The organism is Paraburkholderia sp. BL9I2N2 (assembly GCF_004339745.1).
Classification (GTDB): Bacteria; Pseudomonadota; Gammaproteobacteria; order Burkholderiales; family Burkholderiaceae; genus Paraburkholderia.
Window position 1 is genome coordinate 2,349,411 of record NZ_SMGP01000001.1, and the last position, 20,722, is coordinate 2,370,132.

Here is a 20,722-nt window from a genome sequence, read left to right on the forward strand (position 1 = left end):
AAATGATTTATTCGGAACATCGCGCTGCCGCACCGGAAGTGTCGGTCATCATCCCGGTGTACAACGAGGAAGCCGGTCTGGCTGCGCTGTTCGCGCGCCTGTATCCGGCGCTCGATGCGCTCGGCACCGGTTATGAAGTGATCTTCATCAACGACGGCAGCCGCGACAAATCCGCCGCCCTGCTCGCCGAACAGTTTCGCGCGCGCCCCGACACGACGCGCGTGATTCTGCTGAACGGCAACTACGGCCAGCACATGGCGATTCTGGCGGGCTTCGAGCAATCGCGCGGCGAGATCGTCATCACACTCGACGCCGACCTGCAGAATCCGCCGGAAGAAATCGGCAAGCTGGTCAACAAGATGCGCGAAGGCTACGACTACGTCGGCACGATTCGCCTGCAACGCCAGGACAGCCTGTGGCGCCGCAAGGCTTCGCGCGCGATGAACCGGCTGCGCGAGCGCATCACCCGCATCAAGATGACCGACCAGGGCTGCATGCTGCGCGCGTACAGCCGGCACATCATCGACACGATCAATCGCTGCGGTGAAATCAACACGTTCATTCCGGCGCTCGCGTACACCTTCGCGCAGAATCCGGTGGAAATCGAAGTCGCGCACGAAGAGCGTTTCGCCGGCGAATCGAAGTACTCGCTGTATTCGCTGATCCGCCTGAACTTCGACCTCGTTACCGGCTTCTCGGTCGTGCCGCTGCAATGGCTGTCGTTCATCGGCGTGATCCTGTCGCTCGGGTCCGCGGCGCTGTTCGTGCTGCTGCTGATTCGGCGCTTCATCATCGGCGCGGAAGTGCAAGGTGTGTTCACGCTGTTCGCTATCACGTTCTTCCTGCTCGGCGTAATCATCTTCGCGCTCGGCCTGCTCGGCGAATATATCGGCCGGATCTATCAGCAGGTGCGTGCGCGTCCGCGCTACCTCGTGCAGACCATTCTCGAACAGCGCGACGGCACGACCGTGACCGAAGCGCCGCGCCAGACCGTCGTGCAGGCCGTGCAGGCCGCGCCGCTCCTCGATCAGGGCCCGAATCCATGAAGCCACGCGCTGTCGTATTCGCGTATCACAACGTCGGCGTGCGCTGCCTGCAGGTGCTGCTCGCGCGCGGCGTGGACGTGGCGCTCGTCGTCACGCACGAAGACAGCCCGACCGAAAACATCTGGTTCGGCAGCGTCGCCTCGGTCGCGGCCGAGCACGGCATTCCGGTCGTGACGCCGAACGACCCGAAGAGCCCCGAACTGCGCGCCGCGGTAAGCGCCGCGCGCCCGGACTTCATCTTCTCGTTCTACTACCGCCACATGCTGCCGGTCGACGTGCTGGCGCTCGCCGCACGGGGCGCTTACAACATGCACGGCTCGCTGCTGCCGAAATACCGCGGCCGCGTGCCGACCAACTGGGCGGTGATTCACGGCGAAACGGAAACCGGCGCGACGCTGCACGAAATGGCCGCCAAGCCGGACGCGGGCGCGATTCTCGCGCAAACACCGGTGCCGATCCTGCCCGACGATACCGCCGCACAAGTGTTCGACAAGGTCACCGTGGCCGCGGAGCAAACGCTGTGGCGCGTGCTGCCGTCCCTGCTGGCGGGCGAGGCGCCGCATCTGCCGAACGACATCGCGCACGGCAGCTACTACGGTGGGCGCAAGCCGGAAGACGGCCGCATCGACTGGACACAATCGGCGCAGCAGGTCTACAACCTGATCCGCGCGGTCGCACCGCCCTATCCCGGCGCTTTCACGGATATCGGCGAGCGGCGTTTCGTCGTGACGCGCGCGCGCCTCGCCGCGCCCGGCGCGCTTCGCTCGGATTTGCCCCCGGGCCTGCACGTAAGCGATAATGCCGTTTTCGCGATATGCGGCGACGGCCGCGCGATCGCCATCCACGAATTGCGGCACCAGCACGACGGCAGCGAGACTGTCGTCACTCCGGCCGAATTTGCCCAGCTCATCCAAACTCCCCGTTACTCATGAAAAAAGTCCTGATTCTGGGTGTGAATGGCTTCATCGGCCATCACCTGTCCAAACGCATTCTCGAAACGACCGATTGGGAAGTCTTCGGCATGGACATGCAGACCGAGCGTCTGGGCGATCTGATCAATCATGAGCGGATGCACTTCTTTGAAGGCGACATCACGATCAACAAGGAGTGGGTCGAATATCACGTCAAGAAGTGCGATGTGATCCTGCCGCTGGTCGCGATCGCCACGCCCGCCACGTACGTGAAGCAGCCGCTGCGCGTGTTCGAACTCGACTTCGAGGCGAACCTGCCGATCGTGCGTTCGGCCGTCAAATACGGCAAGCACCTCGTGTTTCCGTCCACGTCCGAGGTCTACGGCATGTGCACGGACGAGCAGTTCGATCCGGAAGAATCGCAACTCTCGTACGGCCCGATCAACAAGCCGCGCTGGATCTACGCGTGCTCCAAGCAGTTGATGGACCGCGTGATCTGGGGTTACGGCATGGAAGGCCTGAACTTCACGCTGTTCCGTCCGTTCAACTGGATCGGACCGGGCCTCGACTCGATCTACACGCCGAAGGAAGGCAGCTCGCGCGTGGTCACGCAGTTCCTCGGCCATATCGTGCGCGGCGAGAACATCAGCCTCGTCGACGGCGGCGCGCAAAAGCGTGCGTTCACGGATATCGACGACGGCATCGGCGCACTGATGAAGATCATCGAGAACAAGGACGGCATCGCCACGGGCAAGATCTACAACATCGGCAACCCGACCAACAATTTCTCGGTGCGCGAACTCGCGCACAAGATGCTGACGCTCGCCGCCGAATTCCCGGAGTACGCGGATACGGCCAAGCAGGTGCAACTGATCGAAACGTCGTCGGGCGCTTACTACGGCGCGGGCTATCAGGACGTGCAGAACCGCGTGCCGAAGATCGACAACACGATGCAGGAACTCGGCTGGGCGCCGAAGTCGACCTTCGACGAAGCGCTGCGCAAGATTTTCGAAGCGTATCGCGGCCACGTCGGCGAAGCGCGCGCGCTCGTCGAACAGCAATAAGGGCTGATCCTTGGCTCGTATCGTCCTGAAGATCGACGTCGACACGCTGCGCGGCACCCGCGAGGGCGTGCCGAACCTCGCACGTATCTTCGACCGCTTCAAGGCGCGCGCCACCTTCCTCTTCAGCCTCGGGCCCGACCACACCGGTTGGGCAATGCGCCGCGTGTTGCGCCCGGGCTTTCTGAAAAAGGTTTCGCGTACCTCGGTGGTCGAACACTACGGTGTCAAGCAGCTGATGTACGGCGTGCTGCTGCCCGGTCCGGACATCGGTGCCAAAGCCTCGGCGGAAATGCGCGCGATCCACGAAGCCGGCTTTGAATGCGGCATTCATACGTGGGATCACGTCTACTGGCAGGACAACGTGCGCTCGAAAGATCGCGCATGGACCACGGCGCAGATGCAGCAAAGCCACGACCGTTTCGTCGAGGTGTTCGGCGCGCCGCCGACCACGCACGGCGCGGCCGGCTGGCAGATGAACGGCCATGCGTTCGAACAGATCGACGCGTGGGGCATGCGCTACGCGTCCGACGGACGCGGCCACTCGCCGTATCTGCCGGTGGTCGACGGCCGCACGCTCACGCATGTGCAGATGCCCACCACGCTGCCCACGCTCGACGAAGTACTCGGCGTGGACGGTGTCGAAGCGCACAACGTCGCCGCATGGATGTTGAAGCACACCGAAAACAATCCACACGATCAGGTGTACACGCTGCATGCGGAACTCGAAGGGCAAAAGCTCGCGCCGATCTTCGAGCAGCTTCTGGAAGGCTGGCGCGCGCAAGGCCACACCTTCGCGACGATGGGCGATTACTACGCCACGCTAGACCGCAGCACGCTGCCATCGTACCCTGTTACATGGGGCGAAATTCCAGGGCGCTCCGGCGAGTTGATTGTCCAGCCCTGACTGATCAACGTGCAGCCGGCCCTGACGATCCGTCCGCCGCGCGAGAGCATGCCGCGCGCCGGCTGCCCCACCCCCAAGTCTCGATGCCAGGCCGACGCCGCCGCACTCATCCGGCGCAGGCCATCACAACCGGAGAACCTCGTGCCCATTGCAGTCGACCAACCCATCCCCGACTTCACCGCCCCTGCTACCGGTGGCGAGATCACGCTGTCCAAGCTGCGGGGCAAGAAGGTGGTGCTGTACTTTTATCCGAAGGACAACACGCCGGGCTGCACGACCGAAGGTCTGCAGTTCCGTGATCTGTATCCGAAGTTCAAGAAGGCCGGCGCGGAAATCCTCGGCGTGTCGCGCGACAGCCTGCGCTCGCATGACAACTTCAAGGCAAAGCTCGAATTGCCCTTCCCGCTGATCTCGGATCCTGAAGAATCGCTGTGCGCGCTCTTTAGCGTCATCAAAATGAAGAAAATGTATGGCAAAGAAGTACGGGGAATTGAACGCTCCACGTTCCTCATCGACGGCGAAGGCGTGCTGCGCCAGGAGTGGCGCGGTGTGAAAGTGCCCGGCCACGTCGACGATATTCTGGAGGCTGTACAAGCGCTTTGAGGCGCGTTATATTGGGTTGCAATGAGTGCCTGTACACCCCAATTTTTTGCCGCTGCGCCAGACTTGACGGCCGCTTCCCGTTTCCTGGGTTCCGTCGGAGTCGTGAGGTGCAACGCGAGCACTGTAGGCGAGCCGCTTGCCCCGTACGCCGGGGCGGCGGCTTTTTTAATTGCGCGCAGCCGTTCGTTCACTCGGCCACGCGCTTCCGTTAAGGAGCCGATCGAAGACCAGGCGAACCGGCATCTCTAGACCGAATGCGCGCCTCCGGGCGCAATCTGCGTGCGCACTCAGTGGCACCGGCAGAATGCGACAGGCGGCGCACGATATGTGACCCGATTAATTCGAGGGAAACCATGCCTTTGCCTACCCCCCCCAGCAAGCTCGGCAATCTCCTGCCGCCTGACGAATACAAGGCCAAAGCCGCCAGCCCGGCGCGCTCCGCCGCGAAGAAACAGGCTGCCGACGGGGAATCCGCAGAGTCGGCCGACTACGGCCGCGCGAACGTCGCCACGCCGATGGCGCACGCCGCCAATGCCGCGACCACCTTGCGGCCGGTGCCGGCATCGTCGGCGGCTCCCGCTGCGTCCGCCGGGCAAGCTGCTCCGGCGCGCAGCGCAACGGCGCCCGGCCGCAAATCGAAGCAGACCGCCGCCCTGCTGCAACCGGTTCCCGCTACCCGTCCGCAAGCCGAGCCGGCTGCGCAGCCGGTCGTCGCCCGCACGCCGAGCGCGAAGCAGGCGGAAGCCAGCACACCCGCAGCCGTCGCACCGAGCACGCGCGGCACCAGCAAGAAACGCGGCACCGGCACCCAGCCGGCCGAAGTCCAGAAGCTTTTCGTGCTCGACACGAACGTGCTGATGCACGATCCGAGCTGCCTGTTCCGTTTCGAGGAACACGACGTCTATCTGCCGATGATGACGTTGGAAGAACTCGACAACCACAAGAAGGGCATGTCGGAAGTCGCGCGCAACGCCCGTCAGGTGAGTCGCACATTGGACGCGCTGGTGGCGAACGCCGGCAACATGTCCGACGGCATTTCGCTCGCGCGTCTGGGCAGCCGCGAGGCGTCCGGGCGTCTGTACTTCCAGACCAAGCTGACCGCCATCGAACCGGTGGAAGGTCTGCCGGAAGGCAAGGCCGACAATCAGATCCTCGGCGTGGTGCGCGCATTGCAGCGCGACCGGATGGATCGTCAGGTCGTGCTGGTGTCGAAAGACATCAATATGCGCATCAAGGCGCATGCGCTCGGCCTGCCCGCTGAAGACTACTTCAACGACCAGGTGCTCGAAGACAGCGATCTGCTGTATTCCGGCATCCGCGCGCTGCCGCAGGATTTCTGGACCAAGCACGCAAAGGGCATGGAGAGCTGGCAGGACACCAAGACGGGTACCACGTACTACCGTGTGACGGGTCCGCTGTGCGCCTCGATGCTGGTCAACGAGTTCGTCTATCTCGAGCCGCAGAACGGCGAGCCGGCGTTTCACGCGCTGGTGCGCGAGCTGAACGGCAAGACGGCGCTGCTGCAAACCTTGCGCGACTACGGCCACCACAAGAACAACGTGTGGGGCATCACGGCGCGCAATCGCGAGCAGAATTTCGCGCTGAACCTGTTGATGAATCCGGAGATCGACTTCGTCACGCTGCTGGGTCAGGCCGGTACCGGCAAGACGCTGGTCGCGCTCGCCGCCGGTCTCGCGCAGGTGCTGGACGACAAGCGCTACAACGAGATCATCGTGACGCGCGCGACGGTGCCGGTGGGTGAAGACATCGGTTTCCTGCCAGGTACGGAAGAGGAAAAAATGCAGCCGTGGATGGGCGCATTCGACGACAACCTCGAAGTCCTGCAAAAGACCGACGACGCAGCCGGCGAATGGGGCCGCGCCGCGACTCAGGAGCTGATCCGCTCGCGCCTGAAGGTCAAGAGCATGAACTTCATGCGTGGCCGCACGTTCGTGGACAAGTATCTGATCATCGACGAGGCGCAGAATCTGACGCCTAAGCAGATGAAGACGCTGGTCACGCGCGCGGGTCCGGGCACGAAAATCATCTGTCTGGGCAACATCGCGCAGATCGATACGCCTTATCTGACGGAAGGCAGTTCGGGTTTGACGTACGTGGTCGATCGCTTCAAGGGTTGGGCGCACAGCGGGCATGTGACACTGGCGCGCGGCGAGCGCTCGCGCCTTGCCGACTACGCATCGGAAATTCTTTAAGTTTCAGTTAGTTAGCTTTAACCAGAAGCCGCCTCCGGAGTATTCCGGGCGCGGCTTTTTTCTTGACTGCGCGTTCTCGCCGGGCAACACTTAGCGCACGAACTTCATGTAATTTGTCAAGAATTCTTGCCGGAGCGAGGTTCCAAGGGCTACCATCCCGACATCGTTCGCCGTTAAACGGGCGTTTACCGCTCTCCTCGTCTTCATGCGCCGACTCGCCTTTTCGCTGTTGACCGTTTTTCTGCTCGCCGCCTGCGCCGGCGCGCCGCAGAAAACGTCGTCGCGCTCGGGCGGCTCGGTCGTGGTGGCGAACGGCGCTTATCATGCTCCGCCGCCCGGCTTCCCGAATTTCGTCGACCACAGCATCGGCCGCGAGGAAATCTCGATTCAGGCGATGAGCCTCGTCGGCATTCCATACCGCTGGGGCGGCAATACGCCGGACAGCGGCTTCGATTGCAGCGGATTGGTTCGCTATGTCGTCTTGCGCGCGGCGTCGGTGAATCTGCCTCGCACGACGGCGGACATGAGCGGGCGCGGCGAATCGATCGAACCGGACGGGATCGCCCCGGGCGATCTGATTTTCTTCAACACGACGGGGCGCGCGCATTCGCACGTCGGCATTTATGTGGGCAAGCTGCGCTTCGTCAACGCGCCGTCGACCGGTGGCACGGTGCGGCTCGACTATCTGACCAATCCGTATTGGGCCAAGCGTTTCGACGGGATTCGCCGCGTGGCCGGACCGGCTGCGACACCGGCGCCGTTCGATACGCCGAGTTATCAGGCGGCGGCGCCCCAGCCTGAGCGCGTCGCGCCTGTGGCGCAGACGGCGCCGGCTTATGCGGGTACGGCGGCGGCCGTGGCGCCGACGTCGGCGAAGACAGCCACACAGCAGCCGGTTTATGCCGCAGGCGCGCTGCAACCCCAATCGCAGTCGCAGCAGACAGCCCGCGTCGCGGCGACGCCGCGCGCGCCGTTGGCCACTGAGGCGCAACCGACAACGACCGCGGCCACGCCCCAAGCCGATCCGTTCGAACCACCACCGCCCGGAATGAGCGCAGCGCAGATCCAGGCACGCGCGGCGGGCGCCGTATCGCCAACGCCGGTTCAGGCGGCTCAAGGCAGCGCGTACGACGCCGGCGCGCCCGCTCAACAACTGCCGACGGCTTCACGCACCGCTGCGCAAACGGCGGCCGCCCGCGCGCCCGATCCAATCGATGCTGCCGCCGACGCGTTCGAGCCGCCACCGCCCGCGTCCGTCGCCGCGCGCCAGGCTCGACAGGCGCAGCAAGCCGATGAGAATGGCAGCGTGCAGATCATGCGCGCGTCGACGGCCTCGCGCGGCATGCCGGCCCCCACGCAAACCAACGACGATCCGATCGCCCGCTTCGCCAACGGCAACTACTGACGCCATCACGCGGGGCTCAGCCGCGCCAACTTGCGCGCCATCATGCGCGTCGCCATCGCCCCGCACGCCACAACGACCCCGCCGATCTGCTATCGTCATCGATATTCTTTCGACAGCGGGTGATGACGATGGATCTCGGGCTTAAAGACAAGGTGGTGTTGATCACGGGCGGCAGCAAGGGAATCGGGTTCGCCTGCGCCCGCGCGTTTGCGCTCGAAGGCGCGAAAGTCGCGATCGTCTCGCGCGATCCCGCGAACCTCGCGCGCGCTTACGAGCAGTTGAAGCAGGAAGGCCTGCACGTGCACCGGACCCGCGCCGATCTGCACGAACCGCACAGCGCCGCCGATATCGTCGAGGAAGTCAGCACCGCGGTCGGCCCGATCGACATACTGATCAACAGCGCCGGCGCCGCGCGCCGCTACGACCCGGAAACGCTCGATGCCGACGCGTTCCGCGCCACCATGGAAGCGAAATACTTCCCCTACATCTATCCCCAGCAGGAAGTGCTGCGCCGCATGGCCGAGCGCGCCAAATCCGGCAACGGCGGCGAGCCCGGCACGATCGTCAACATCATCGGCATGGGCGGCAAGATCGCGAGCGACATCCATATTGCAGGCGGCGCCGCGAACGCCGCGCTGATGCTCGCCACCGTCGGCCTCGCCCACTATTACGCGCGCTACGGCATCCGCATCAACGCGATCAACCCCGGCGCGACGCTGACCGAGCGTGTCGAGGAAGCGGTCAAGCTCGAAGCGACGCAGCAAGGCATCGAGAGCGCGGAAGCGCTCGCGCGCGGGCAGGCCAAAGTGCCGCTCGGACGCTATGCCAAACCGGAGGAAATCGCTGACGTCGCGCTGTTTCTGGCGAGCCGCCGCGCGAGCTATGTGACGGGCGCAATCGTCCCGATGGATGGAGGCAGCGCGCCGCTGATCTAGACGGCGCGCTTCGAACCCCGAGTGTGATAACGCGGCGGCCAGCGCCGCCGCGCGCTTACAGGAAGCGGTGACCGAGCCACCATGCAGCGCCGGAGAGCGCCGCGGAAGCCGGGATCGTCAGAATCCACGCCCACACGATGTTGCCGGCCACGCCCCAACGCACCGCGCTCAGCTTCTGCGTCGCGCCGACACCGACGATCGCGCCGGTAATGGTATGCGTGGTGGACACCGGAATGCCGAGCCATGACGCGGTAAACAGCGTGATCGCGCCACCCGTCTCCGCACAAAAGCCGCCGACCGGCTTGAGCTTGGTGATCTTCTGGCCCATCGTGCGGACAATGCGCCAGCCGCCGAACAGCGTGCCGACGCCCATGGAGAGATAACAGCCGCCGATCACCCACAGCGGCGGCGCATCCGCAAACGACGACGCATAGCCGGTCGCGATCAGCAGCATCCAGATAATGCCGATGGTTTTCTGTGCGTCGTTGCCGCCGTGGCCGAGGCTGTACAAGCCCGCCGACACCAGTTGCAAGCGCCGGAAACGCCGGTCGACCTTGCTCGGCGGCGTACGGAAGTAGATCCACGACACCGCCAGCATGAAGAACGAGCCGAGCACGAAGCCGAGCAGCGGCGAAATGAAGATGAAGGCGACCGTCTTCATCAGGCCGTCGAAATTCAGCGAGCCCCAGCCCGATTTGGCGAGCGCCGCGCCCACCAGGCCGCCGATCAGCGCATGCGAGGAACTGGACGGAATGCCGTAGTGCCAGGTGATGATGTTCCAGCCGATCGCGCCGACCAGCGCGCCGAAAATCACGTAATGGTCGACGATATTCGGGTCGATCGTGCCCTTGCCGACGGTCGCCGCCACTTTCAGGTGGAACACGAAATACGCGATGACGTTGAAAGCCGCCGCGAAGGCCACCGCCTGCTGCGGCTTCAGCACGCCGGTCGAGACGACCGTGGCGATTGAATTGGCCGCGTCGTGGAAGCCGTTCATGAAGTCGAAAATCAGCGCGACGGCGACCAGGCCGGTGACGACCCAGATTGCGAGTTGTATCGATTGCATTATGCGTTTTCCAGCACGATGCCTTCGATGATGTTCGCTACATCCTCACACTTGTCCGTGATCGTTTCGAGCAATTCATAGATCGCTTTCAGCTTGATCAGGGTCTTGACGTTGTCTTCTTCGCGGAACAGTTTCGACATGGCCGAGCGCAGCACGCGGTCGGCTTCCGATTCCAGACGGTCGATGTCCTCGCAAGCCTTCAGGATCTGGCTCGCCTGCTTCATGTCGGACAACAGGCTCACGGCGAACTGCACACGCTCGGAGGTTGCCGTGCAGATGTGCGCCAACTGGCTCGCCTCGGAGGTTACGGCTTGCACGTCGTACAGCGAAATGGCGGTGGCTACGTCCTCCATCAAATCGAGGATGTCGTCCATCGTGGTGATCAGCTTGTGGATCTCGTCACGGTCGAGCGGCGTGATGAACGTCTTGTGCAGCAGGTCGATGGTTTCGTGCGTGAGCTTGTCAGCGGCCTTCTCGGCTTTCTGCACGTTTTGCTTATGGGTCTCGGCGTCCTGCAGGTTGTCGATCAGCAGCTCGAGTTCGCGGCTTGCAGAGACGATGCACGTTGCGTGCGCATTGAAAATTTCAAAGAACTTGCCCTCGGTGGGCATGAATCGACCGAACATATGAAATGGCTTATCTATATTAATTTCAATACAATCAGATACTTACAGAAACACCCGCATCGACCCGACACCCCGTACGGAGTTTGTACGAATTTCAGCAAGCGCGACATCTGATTGTGACAAATTTGTGATTGGCCCGATTCTATAGGAAACCACGACCGTAAGTCCCGGTACTTACGAAGCGCGCGACGAACGCCCCCGGAAGGACCACCCTCACCCGCCTACAGCGTCTAAGCGAACAACGCAACACGATGCGGGCATAGGGTGAGTGTCTAGTTATTGACGCGTTAGGAAAGGGGGTGCCGACCAAATTTCCGAAATCGCTCATCGGCGCGCAAACCAAACGCATGTGCCGGTGCTTAGCCCACGCGTTGTCTGCTCGCAACAAAAAAGCTGCGAAGATTGCCAAACCTCTTCCAGACGTTAATATCTCACTCCTGCCTAGCGCGGTCGTCCGTGGATACGACCGATGTTGAGAGCCTCGCAGTCAAGGAACGGGACGGGCAAAGCAGTTCCTGTATCACTCACCAATGCCTAAGGCATTCCGGTGTTTCAGCAAGAGCGCCAGACGCGCTCGCATGTCACGCACGTTTCTTCGTGTTTGGTGACGTGTGCCTGATTGATACAGGAATGGCTTTGCGTCTGGAACAGTGACCCTTTCCTGATGAACGCGATGGATTCAACAAAACATACCCGCAACTGGCCGCGATTTAGCGCGGCTTCAGCCATCCTCAGCCCGCCCGCAAGTGGTTCGGTGTCGGAACGTAGCGCGTCCGGCAAAGAAGCTGCTAAATCCTCCGATGTACCGCCCAGCCTGCGCAGCCGTACTGCTCATGACGTGTCGCACGCGCATATCAAGTCCGAAGAGCGAGCGACTATCGACGCCAAGTTGGCTTGTGACCGCATTCTTCGCCTGCCCGAACTGATGGCCATCCTGCAAATCAGTCGTACGGTCGTCTATGATTTGCAGAAGAAAGGCGTGCTGCCGCATTCGGTCCGGATTGGCTCGCGCTCCGTGGGCTGGAAGCTGTCGGAAATCGAACGCTTTGTCGCTTCGCTCGGAACGGAGGCGCAATGAGCGAGCAGATTAAAACCGAGACGATCGAAGCAGAAGTACCGGCGACTTTAGAATCGCGGCCGGGACCATGCGACGACCGGGCCAACCCGCGCGAAAACACGGGTGAGTCAGAAGCTCCGCAACGCCCCTGCATCGAAGTGATCGCGATGGCGTACAACCAGCACGGCCAGCAGCCGCGCTGCGTCGTTGACTTCCCGCACGGTTCGGGCTACCGCGCACGCCGCCTGGTGGAGACGCGCGCGTTCACATCGGTCAAGCGCACACGCGATGCCTTGGCCAAGGCGGGCGTCCCGCTCGCCATCGTGCCTGATGATTCGACGCTGTCGGCGATCGTCAATGCAACACCTCCGGCAACCGGCATGTATAACGTGCAACGTGGCTGGTCGCGCGGTTGCGACTTGGGCCTGATCTATCGCCGCGGCAATACGGCGTATACGTCGTCGGGACCGGTCACTGTTTTCGCTGATGGTCCCGCCCCCGAACCCCAGCAGGACGGCGACATCAAGAATCTACTAGAAGCGTTGGCCGAAGACCGCGCGCCAGGCACTTTCATTCTGATGGCGGCCCACTTCGCGAGTCCGCTGGTACATCTGCTCAACTGCCGCCCCATAGTGGTAGTTTTATCCGGCCTGCCGGTTCCGGAAGTCCAACGTCTCGCCATGCTCGCGAATTCTGCGTTCGGCAGCAAGCCCAGCGCCCTGCATGCGCGCCGCATGGAGACGGACGACACGCTCATTCAGCTCGTGAGGGCGAAGTCACGCAAAGAAGCGTTCGCTCACGCGCGGGCAGCGCTCGAAACTCGCACAACCGGCGGCAGCCGTGGCAGCAACATCGGCGGCACGCACGCGTCGGTTACGCTGATCCTCGCGACGGAGGTGAACTCGCTTGGCAACCTCGCTTCGCCGACGCCGCCGCCCGGCTGCATCGAGATTCATCTCGACGGGTCGAGTCTGGATGCCGCACATAACCCCGCTCAAGCGTCGCCAGATAAAACAGCGTGCTGCCACGCCGGTGCGGCCGAAGCGTACATCGAGGCGCTGCTCCGCAAACTGGACACTGTCATTGACAAGGCAGATACGAATCTGACGAATTTCGCAGAACGCTATCTGGCCATGGCGAAGACTTTGCAGAACGATGGCGCCTATCTCGCTGCCGTTCACTCGTTTGCGTTGTTGCGCTATGCGCTCACGTGCGGATACAACTTCGACATCATTCCGAGGAGCAAGGAAACTGCCCACGAGGTCATGGACGCGTGCGTGATGCAGTTGGCGGATCACTGTAGCAAGCGCGAGACGGCGTTCGAACGTCATGTGTTCGATGCTGTAAAGAAGTTGGCTAACCCGGGCTCGTCGAATCACCGAGCGAAGTTCAATGACCGTGAGGTCCGCTTCAAGACCATCAACGGAAATGAACTAATGCTGATCGACGCCGGCACCTTCGATGTGTCGGTCGTCGGCAATCTCGATAAAGCGCGTGTGCTCGACGCCCTTCGCAAGCGCAAACTGCTCGTGACGAATGGCGACGGAGCGCAATATCAGGCGCGCATCAACGGCGACCGGACGCGTTTCTACGCCGTCGATGCCGCTACTCTGCGCGCCCTGTAGTCATCTGCGCGGGCGGTCGTGGGCCGCCCGCTTTCCATTTGATCCTAATCTCTAACGCTACGGTACAGCGTTCGTCGCGCGCCACCGCTGCGGCGCCCCACTACGCCATGAAACAAAACCGCTTGAAACCGAAAATCACAGGTCCGGTCAAAGTGCGTCGCGCGCACAATTCTATTGTGGGCACGGAAACGGGCTTCGACCGCCTTACCCTCTGGACCGACCACCCCGCGCCGGACATCCCGTCGGGCGCTCTGCAGCAGCACTGCCGGAAGCTGGTGGTAAAAAGCGGCCGTTCGCTGCAATTCAACCCGGCCTGGCAAACCGAAATTAATATATTTCAGCCCGGCCGTCAGGCGTTGGTTGAGCTCCAGGCCGCGCTCGGGCCACGCTGCCGCACCCTCATCCGTTACGCCGAACCGGCAATTGACTGGACGACGAGCGATTACGACGCCGCCCAAGTCATTTACTACTTCATACTGGGACACTTGCATGTGCCCTACATGCGCCAACCAGTCAAGTTCAAGGAGGGCACCGCATATTACGCGCGCCGTGCGTCGCGTGACGGGACGAAGACCGGAACCAACGTCGTCATGTACGCGGACCGCCCCTGCAAACTGTGGGCCGCCCGTCGCCTTGCGCTGCCGTGCTGTCATCTGGAATACCGGTTTCAGGGTATCGAAACGCTGACGCAGCATGGCCTGCTTACGCTGACCGACGCCATCGACTTCCCCCATCAAGCATTCTGGGGTGAGAACCTTCGACTGTTCAGTTTGCCGAAGAAAGTCGAACTCGGATATCACCTTGCGCCAGATAACGCGAACGTCTCAGACACGGCACTGAGGAAACGCGCGAGCCGACTGCTTGATCGCTACCGCCACGGCGAAACTATCGTCCTACAGGATTGCTGCCGCGAGCATTCCACTGTCGCTGACCTCGTGACGAGTATCGACAACGCGCCGTTCATCGGCGGCGTGACGCCGTGACAGTGTGACGGGATGGGACTGCACGAGGCAATGATATATCTGCCAAATGTTTCCCTAACCTTCCCTTCCTGCACGCTCACTTCAAATCAATTTACATCGACACGTATAGCGGTTTCCGCATTTTCATGCTGCTTTCGGACGTGATTTTCGACCAGAATTTTCGTAACCTCCACGGCCAATCTGCAGCGCCCGAATGCTTGTCACGCTGTCACGTGTCCCACCGAATACCAACAGGTAATGATCGTGAAGAAAATCAAGTACACGCCTGAGCAACTGGCGGTCATCAATACGACGGCTCCGCGCGCAGTTGTTTGGGCGAGCCCCGGAACCGGCAAGACCGAAACGCTCTGCGCGCGGGTTCGTCGTTTGCTCGATCTTGGCGTGCGCCCTGAGCATATCCTCGTGCTGAGTTTTTCCGAGCAAGCCGTCGCCGTGTTGAAAGAACGCCTGCCTTCCGGCGTGATGGCAAAGACGTTCCACGCTTTTGGTTTCGGCATCGTGCGTAGCACGGCACGGGCAAGATCGCAGATGCCGGTGCTACTCACACCGATGCGCAGCTTCGATCTGCTGCGGCAAACGATAAAGCGGTGTCCGAAAGCACGGCGTAGCGTCAAGGAAAAGACCGGCCTTGACCTCTCAACGCCGTACGAAGCGCAGCGGCTTGCCGACTTTATCAAGCGGTGCAATGGCAGCAATGAACTGGCTGCGCGCATCGCTCGCGATGATGAATCGGGCTTTTCGGACTATCCGGACGTGTTGCCCGAGTTGCGCGCGATTCGGCTCACCTACGACAAGATGGTCGAGTTTACTGGTGGCATCGACTATCCGGCAATGCTGCGCCGGGCGGGCGCACTACTCAATACGGCTTCGCCTCCGTATCTGCACGTGCTCGTTGATGAAGCTCAGGATATGAGCGCGGAGCAGGTACGGCTTCTCTCTGTGCTCGCTGACCGCGTTCCGAATATCATGTTGTTCGGCGACCCGAAGCAGGCCGTGTATGGCTTTATCGGTGGAAGTGCCGGAGATATGCGCAATTTGATCCGTGACGCCGTGACATTGGGACTGTCCCGTTCGTTCCGGCTCACCCACGAGAACGCTGCTCTAGCGAATGCAGTCCTGAGCCAAGGCAGGTACCGCGTATCGGGGAGCCGTCACGGTGTCACGCCGAAACTTGCGGAATGCGCTTCGGCCATTGCGCAGGAAGATGCCCTTGTCAAGCTGGTTGGCGAGCTAATCGCCGACGGCGTAAAGCCGGATCGTATCGCGATACTCGGCCGCACGAAAGCTCAGGTACGGCTGGCTGAACAGGCGCTGCTCGCGGCAGACATCGAGACGGATTCCCGGTTTAGCGAGCGGCAATACGCGCACCTGTTCCGGGTGCTCGAAGTACTCAAGCTGGTGCTGACGTGTATCGAAACGGCGAAGGCTGGGAGAAAGCCGAGGCGGGATTGGCGTGCTGGCCATCTTTATCGAATCGTGAGTGCGAACGTGAAACGGCCCCTGATCGAAGAATGTTTGCGCTGGTTGGCAAAAGCGGCTCGTATCCCGTCGTTCGAGGGACGCTATATGATGGCCGTTCGCATCTACCTGCGCCTCGTTCGGGCGGCCGGAGCCACCCCGGCGAATCTGGCGGCTGAACTCGGCCGCTGGCAAACCGCCAGTCGGCAGTTCGAAACCGTTCGGGACTTGCGCGCCCACGTGCTTGCGCTCTCACAGCAGGCAAAGATCGTCACGTCGACGATCCACGGCTCGAAAGGCGACGAATGGGATCACGTTATCGTGCTCGGGGTGACGGATGGCTCGATTCCCTTCTACCGCGAGATGAAGCGTGGCGACATCGCCGAAGAGCGACGGCTTTTCTATGTTGCTGTAACGCGTGCGCGGCAACAGGTCCATCTGTTCCACGCACCAGTCCATCACGCACCGTCGGGGCAGAGATTTGCGGAGCCGTCGCGATTCCTGACTGGCAATGTCTTGCCGACACTTGATTCGCAGAAAGTGGCTGTAGCTCATCGAGTGCAGGATACCAACTGACTGGCTGGGGAACCGCTCATGTGTTGCCGCTCCCTCAGCCAGTCATCACGTAAAAACGGTGCGCCACTTCGGTCGCAAGCTAGGGGTTCCGCGCCGGCAGCAATCTTCTTCACTCGGCGCGTGCCACCGCGACGGCCACTTTATTCTGTCGTGTCCGTAGCTGTCAGGACGCCTGGTGAAGCAACTGATAAACGTCCCCTCGCGCAAGAAAGGTTCCCAGCACGAAGAGGAAGACTACGAAAAATGCGCTGCCGTTTCCGCCGAATTTTTCTGTCCGCAGAGCCAGCCATACCCAGCCACCACCGCCGCCTTCTCTGGCATTGGAAAGGGAGACGTAAAAAACAAATCGCAGAAAAGCAAGGAGTGCACACATGATGACGCACACGAATGCGAGCAGGTCGAACAGCATCCACTGGCCGTATTCGTTGCCCAAGGAGGTGAAAAACTTCACCGACGCGTTCAGGACCGTTCCGACACTCAATGGCCTATCTGCAATAAGGCTCTGCGCATACACGATTACATCCGGGCTGATTGCGGCCAGTACCTTCGCCGTAAGCCACAAGCACCCAATCGAGACGACGGATGGAAAGACGGCCTGCAACCACCAGTCAATTGTGTTAAACCGCCCCGTTAAACATGCCAGAAGTGCTGCAGTGATGCAGCACATGGCGACTGTCGTATTAAAGAAATACAATGTGCCTGCTATCTGCGGAAGGAATGCGGCAAATAAAAACAGCGCGACCACCATTGCGAGACCTGCAAGAAATATCACCCCGCCCCCCTCCTCGTGCGACGATGGGCGAGCCCCATGGTAGTAGTGATGGTGGTGAACGTCCTGCCTTTCGGATGAGCGTTGGCGATACTCTTCAATCTCACGCTTGACATCTCGAGGCGAGCTACCGGAGTTGTCCGGCCCCGGACGTTTTCCTAGCGCGTTGAAAATCACCCCGAAGAGCACACCAAGCAAAGGCCCGACCACATAGGCCTCAAAGTGAGAATTCCCTAAAACTTCCAGTAGTTCGTCAAGCATGCAGCAGTTCCTTGTGTCGAGCGGACGTCACGCCAGGCAAACCAGAGCCTAGTCCGGGCTCTATATCGGCATTCATCATACAAAACTTTAGGCACTGCCCACGCAGCGGCCTTAGTCAAAGGTGGTTGCCGGTGCAACCCGCTGCGCCGTTCGACAAATACCGGAGGTATATTGGTGTCCCGCGGGTCCGAGAAGGTCTTGTTATCATGCTCTTCGCAGGATGCTTACCCGACCTATGAAGAAAACAGCCCGATTGGAGCATTGCTATGCTTTTCGCCCATATGGCAGCGGTAGAGGATCAACTACTCGCCACATCCAAAATACCGGCCAATAGCGGTCATTCCCTTCACAAGGGAACCCCGCGCGAAGCTTTTATCAAAGAGTTTCTAGAGGCGCACCTTCCATCTACCCTCGCGATAGGTTCGGGCGAATTGATCGACAGCGAATCTCAGCCTGCCGAACCAAGGCGGCAGTTCGATCTCGTGATATACAAGCGAAGTCTGCCAAAATTAGATTTTGGGGGCGGCATAAGTGGCTTCTTAGCTGAATCGGTGGTCGCTACGATAGAGGTCAAGTCCACCCTCGATAAAGCCGGCATGCAACAAGCAATCACGGCAGCGAGGGCAGCAAAGCAGCTTAAGAAATGCGAGACATGGTCGTTTAGCAGCGGTTATGTTCCGCCAGCGATTCTGAGTTTTGTGGTGGCATATGCTGGTCCGCAGCAGATGGAGACGGTTCTGAATTGGATCACAGAAATAGAGGCGGCCCAAGGAATCGCCGGTGCGCGGCTGCCCGTTGGTGAAGAAAGGATTAGGACGCCCAGTCAATCGATCGACGGCGCGTTCCTTCTCGGGACAGGGTTTGTAACGTTTGATAATTTCCCCGTCGGCTTCCTTAACGATGATGTCCGCAGCAGTGCTCCTGACACACGATGGGTCGCCGCATCAGCAACCCATGGCTCACTTCTGTGGTTGTTCCAGATGCTCACGCAAGCCTCTATGAACATCAACGGCACATTCCTGAACATGGTCCCGTACATGAACAAGCTCCGTGTGGACATCAAGACGGGGGGCTAGCTGTTCTGCGCCGCGAAGGTTTTTTGGACGCAGTTAGCCAAGGATGACGCCGTTGTTTGTACTGTCCAGCTAGACAAACTTGATCGCAACCATCCCAGCGGCTAGCGCCGGAGGGGATAGTCAATTCCGCCGCTCGCAAACCAATCACTGTTCACCGTTCTCAAAGGCGTTCTTCGTCGATGCGAACAGCTTTGGGATTCGAAACCTTTCCCGATAAATCGTATGCGGCACTCCAGATGACGCTGAAGGTAAGCTTCGGAAGTTGGACGGTCTCCACATGACCAGATTGCTGAAAATCGGCTAAAGAGGCCAAGGCAATATTGCATCCTGAGTTGGTGGAGAGGTTTGACGATTGGCGAACGCTTTCGAGAGTTCGGCCAAGACATTGTTCCGAATTTCGGCGTCTCGTCAGACTCATTCCAGTTTGCGCCGATTGCCACGAAACATTTCATCTCGGCCTAGCCGGGATAAGGGGACGGCTGGATATCGCCTTGGAACGCATCGCTGCGTTGTACCGCCTGTCGGACGACGAGCGCGAAGCGTATGCGTAATCAACCACCCGAGGACCGCCCTGACGCTCGTTCGTGCGGCATTTGCGCATCATCTCCAGGTCGAATGATTGTCCGTAGCCGCCAGTCGAGGTAGGATAATCGCGACTCCTTCAGCAGAGTTGATTTTCGTTCCATGCGCCTACTCGGGGCGCTTTTTTTTGCTCGCTTAAAACGAAAACATTTCGAAAGACCAGTGCGGTAGACTGCGGCTCTCTCAGGTTCCTGCGCCTCGGACGTGGAACCTTTCAGGCCGACAGTTAAACGTCGGCTTTTTTCTTGTCCAGCGTTAACTTATTATTTTCTTGAAAGGTCAGAGCCCTAGACTCAACGCCTCAGGCTCGGCTCCCAAGACCGACCTTTCAGCCGACCATCGTTGTCGGCGTTTTTTTTGCCCAGATTATGCAGTCGCGATCAACCCAATCCGGTCAGATAACTTTCTCTAAACCGGTCACTCAGCCACATTCAGGTTCTGCCAACTAGAGTAGCGCTAAGCGGCCGTTGGCGACTGCACCCAATCGGCCACAAAGCGCCATTCGCCCGCACTGTCGCTCTAACAATCATGCGTCAGTTGTACTCAGGAATCAGCCATTCGCTGGCTAGCGCCTATGAATGTCTAATTCCGCTCAGAAAATGCGAACGTTCGAACCGTTGCCGTCATATATCCCGCCGCTCCGACGAGAGCCGTGCGCCTAACGCAGCAGTCATTGGTTCATGCGAGGTCGCTTGCGACTTCTCGGCTGGCGCAGCCTTCGTTTTCAGCGGGGCTTCGCGATATGCCAGGCGCCGGCCACTGGGACTTCTGTGGGATAAGCCACATATGCCGATAGTCAGCGCCATAACGTCCGATTTTGAGATTGGCGACAGCATATTCTGCATCGTAAACTCCGATGAAGCAGCGCTTTGAGAGTGAATCTAAAAAAACACGAGGGAGACAACATGGGCAGTTTTATAAGCGTCCCAGAATGGGCAGATGCTCTCTTCAATGCACTCGAAGAAATTTCCACCGCAGCGTTCATCACGTCAAAGGTCGAAAGGGGAGAGATCTGTCCAGAAACCACACTCAGCGAACTCGGCATCAAGCCACGCTCGCTCACGGCGCTTACCAAGAGCATCAACGGGGTAATCCGGGCGCATCGGCGGCGAAACAGTCCGAAGGGCGGCATCGCGATATCGGACCTCAAGGAGATGAATACAATCGGAAGTGTGGCCCACTTTGTCGCTCACTTCGTCACCGTGGCCCCTTGGGAAGACGCTCTGTATAAGGCGATCGAGGTGGCTTCTGATCAAAGCCCGATTACGCCGAAGGTTCAGGACGGGCAGCTCACCGGCGCCAGTCGTCTCTATGCAGATATGGGCATCGATCAGAACGGCCTCGAGGGTCGGACGATCGCGATAAATCACGTAATCGATCAATATCGCCAAACCAGTCAAGGCCATGTCACAAGCCAGCAGCTTGGCCAAATGTCCACCCTCGGCGATTTGACGAGCGCAGTGGCTGCACATATTGGGGTCGCGGCACCATGAGGGAGATCGTGGGCTTCGCGGTCCTTTTCGGAGCGGCTAGTTCCGCTCTCGCGGACACTAAACTTGAGG

General features: G+C 60.5%; 17 protein-coding genes. 14 read left to right on the plus strand and 3 right to left on the minus strand.

The window, feature by feature from the left end:
- Positions 1-2: 2 nt before the first annotated feature.
- The 8 genes from B0G74_RS10870 (at position 3) to B0G74_RS10910 (ending at position 9,081) form a co-directional block, all read left to right on the plus strand.
- A complete protein-coding gene (locus B0G74_RS10870; protein WP_132374799.1) occupies positions 3-1,046 on the plus strand; it encodes a glycosyltransferase in 1,044 nt (347 codons plus the stop codon).
- Complete coding sequence (locus tag B0G74_RS10875) at positions 1,043-1,978, plus strand: formyltransferase (protein ID WP_132374800.1); 936 nt, start codon at positions 1,043-1,045, stop codon at positions 1,976-1,978. The genes B0G74_RS10870 and B0G74_RS10875 overlap by 4 nt, the downstream gene beginning before the upstream one ends.
- The gene (locus B0G74_RS10880) at positions 1,975-3,021 is read left to right on the plus strand and encodes a bifunctional UDP-4-keto-pentose/UDP-xylose synthase (protein WP_132374801.1); all 1,047 of its coding nucleotides are present in this window, start codon (positions 1,975-1,977) and stop codon (positions 3,019-3,021) included. The genes B0G74_RS10875 and B0G74_RS10880 overlap by 4 nt, the downstream gene beginning before the upstream one ends.
- Positions 3,022-3,031: 10 nt before the next feature.
- Positions 3,032-3,925: a polysaccharide deacetylase family protein gene (locus tag B0G74_RS10885; RefSeq protein ID WP_132374802.1), complete on the plus strand. Its 894-nt coding sequence runs from the start codon at positions 3,032-3,034 to the stop codon at positions 3,923-3,925.
- Positions 3,926-4,066: 141 nt separating this feature from the next.
- The gene (locus B0G74_RS10890) at positions 4,067-4,528 is read left to right on the plus strand and encodes a peroxiredoxin (protein WP_132374803.1); all 462 of its coding nucleotides are present in this window, start codon (positions 4,067-4,069) and stop codon (positions 4,526-4,528) included.
- A 353-nt stretch (positions 4,529-4,881) separates the two neighbouring features.
- The gene (locus tag B0G74_RS10900) at positions 4,882-6,741 is read left to right on the plus strand and encodes a PhoH family protein (RefSeq protein ID WP_132374804.1); all 1,860 of its coding nucleotides are present in this window, start codon (positions 4,882-4,884) and stop codon (positions 6,739-6,741) included.
- A 205-nt stretch (positions 6,742-6,946) separates the two neighbouring features.
- Positions 6,947-8,146 carry a C40 family peptidase gene (locus B0G74_RS10905; RefSeq protein WP_132374805.1) on the plus strand — a complete coding sequence of 400 codons (1,200 nt, stop codon included), beginning with the start codon at positions 6,947-6,949 and terminating at the stop codon, positions 8,144-8,146.
- Positions 8,147-8,274: 128 nt separating this feature from the next.
- On the plus strand, positions 8,275-9,081 hold the full coding sequence (locus B0G74_RS10910; protein ID WP_132376913.1) for an SDR family oxidoreductase: 807 nt from the start codon (positions 8,275-8,277) through the stop codon (positions 9,079-9,081).
- A gap of 55 nt (positions 9,082-9,136) precedes the next feature.
- Here the strand turns inward: B0G74_RS10910 and B0G74_RS10915 are convergent, their stop codons facing one another.
- Together B0G74_RS10915 and B0G74_RS10920 are read right to left on the minus strand one after the other, a co-directional pair.
- The gene (locus tag B0G74_RS10915) at positions 9,137-10,147 is read right to left on the minus strand and encodes an inorganic phosphate transporter (protein ID WP_132374806.1); all 1,011 of its coding nucleotides are present in this window, start codon (positions 10,145-10,147) and stop codon (positions 9,137-9,139) included.
- Positions 10,147-10,773 carry a DUF47 domain-containing protein gene (locus tag B0G74_RS10920; RefSeq protein WP_012432805.1) on the minus strand — a complete coding sequence of 209 codons (627 nt, stop codon included), beginning with the start codon at positions 10,771-10,773 and terminating at the stop codon, positions 10,147-10,149. Before B0G74_RS10920 ends, B0G74_RS10915 begins: the two co-directional genes overlap by 1 nt.
- 664 nt (positions 10,774-11,437) lie before the next feature.
- On the opposite strand from B0G74_RS10920, the gene B0G74_RS10925 reads away from it, so the two are divergent.
- From B0G74_RS10925 to B0G74_RS10940, 4 genes are all read left to right on the plus strand, one after another.
- Positions 11,438-11,851, plus strand: a complete 414-nt coding sequence (locus B0G74_RS10925) for an AlpA family phage regulatory protein (protein ID WP_132374807.1) — start codon at positions 11,438-11,440, stop codon at positions 11,849-11,851.
- The gene (locus B0G74_RS10930) at positions 11,848-13,455 is read left to right on the plus strand and encodes a hypothetical protein (RefSeq protein WP_132374808.1); all 1,608 of its coding nucleotides are present in this window, start codon (positions 11,848-11,850) and stop codon (positions 13,453-13,455) included. The genes B0G74_RS10925 and B0G74_RS10930 overlap by 4 nt, the downstream gene beginning before the upstream one ends.
- A gap of 107 nt (positions 13,456-13,562) precedes the next feature.
- Positions 13,563-14,438 (plus strand): hypothetical protein, encoded by an 876-nt coding sequence (locus B0G74_RS10935; RefSeq protein WP_132374809.1) that lies wholly within the window; start codon positions 13,563-13,565, stop codon positions 14,436-14,438.
- Positions 14,439-14,675: 237 nt separating this feature from the next.
- On the plus strand, positions 14,676-16,472 hold the full coding sequence (locus B0G74_RS10940; RefSeq protein ID WP_132374810.1) for an ATP-dependent helicase: 1,797 nt from the start codon (positions 14,676-14,678) through the stop codon (positions 16,470-16,472).
- 163 nt (positions 16,473-16,635) lie between these two features.
- On the opposite strand, the gene B0G74_RS10945 is transcribed toward B0G74_RS10940, so the two are convergent.
- Entirely contained in the window at positions 16,636-17,502 is an 867-nt protein-coding gene (locus tag B0G74_RS10945) for a hypothetical protein (RefSeq protein ID WP_243658158.1), read from the minus strand.
- A gap of 266 nt (positions 17,503-17,768) precedes the next feature.
- Between B0G74_RS10945 and B0G74_RS10950 the strand changes: the two genes are divergently transcribed.
- The gene (locus B0G74_RS10950) at positions 17,769-18,578 is read left to right on the plus strand and encodes a DUF6602 domain-containing protein (RefSeq protein ID WP_132374811.1); all 810 of its coding nucleotides are present in this window, start codon (positions 17,769-17,771) and stop codon (positions 18,576-18,578) included.
- Positions 18,579-20,065: 1,487 nt separating this feature from the next.
- Positions 20,066-20,653, plus strand: coding sequence for a hypothetical protein (locus B0G74_RS10955; RefSeq protein ID WP_132374812.1), 588 nt, complete (start codon positions 20,066-20,068; stop codon positions 20,651-20,653).
- Positions 20,654-20,722 lie beyond the last annotated feature (69 nt).

Bases quoted from the DNA above. Each gene is read 5' to 3' on its own strand.
- B0G74_RS10870 (WP_132374799.1), top strand. From the start codon at position 3: ATGATTTATTCGGAACATCGCGCTGCCGCACCGGAAGTGTCGGTCATC.
- B0G74_RS10875 (WP_132374800.1), top strand. From the start codon at position 1,043: ATGAAGCCACGCGCTGTCGTATTCGCGTATCACAACGTCGGCGTGCGC.
- B0G74_RS10880 (WP_132374801.1), top strand. From the start codon at position 1,975: ATGAAAAAAGTCCTGATTCTGGGTGTGAATGGCTTCATCGGCCATCAC.
- B0G74_RS10900 (WP_132374804.1), top strand. From the start codon at position 4,882: ATGCCTTTGCCTACCCCCCCCAGCAAGCTCGGCAATCTCCTGCCGCCT.
- B0G74_RS10905 (WP_132374805.1), top strand. From the start codon at position 6,947: ATGCGCCGACTCGCCTTTTCGCTGTTGACCGTTTTTCTGCTCGCCGCC.
- B0G74_RS10910 (WP_132376913.1), top strand. From the start codon at position 8,275: ATGGATCTCGGGCTTAAAGACAAGGTGGTGTTGATCACGGGCGGCAGC.
- B0G74_RS10915 (WP_132374806.1), bottom strand. From the start codon at position 10,147: ATGCAATCGATACAACTCGCAATCTGGGTCGTCACCGGCCTGGTCGCC.
- B0G74_RS10920 (WP_012432805.1), bottom strand. From the start codon at position 10,773: ATGTTCGGTCGATTCATGCCCACCGAGGGCAAGTTCTTTGAAATTTTC.
- B0G74_RS10925 (WP_132374807.1), top strand. From the start codon at position 11,438: ATGAACGCGATGGATTCAACAAAACATACCCGCAACTGGCCGCGATTT.
- B0G74_RS10930 (WP_132374808.1), top strand. From the start codon at position 11,848: ATGAGCGAGCAGATTAAAACCGAGACGATCGAAGCAGAAGTACCGGCG.
- B0G74_RS10935 (WP_132374809.1), top strand. From the start codon at position 13,563: ATGAAACAAAACCGCTTGAAACCGAAAATCACAGGTCCGGTCAAAGTG.
- B0G74_RS10940 (WP_132374810.1), top strand. From the start codon at position 14,676: ATGATCGTGAAGAAAATCAAGTACACGCCTGAGCAACTGGCGGTCATC.
- B0G74_RS10945 (WP_243658158.1), bottom strand. From the start codon at position 17,502: ATGCTTGACGAACTACTGGAAGTTTTAGGGAATTCTCACTTTGAGGCC.
- B0G74_RS10950 (WP_132374811.1), top strand. From the start codon at position 17,769: ATGCTTTTCGCCCATATGGCAGCGGTAGAGGATCAACTACTCGCCACA.
- B0G74_RS10955 (WP_132374812.1), top strand. From the start codon at position 20,066: ATGGGCAGTTTTATAAGCGTCCCAGAATGGGCAGATGCTCTCTTCAAT.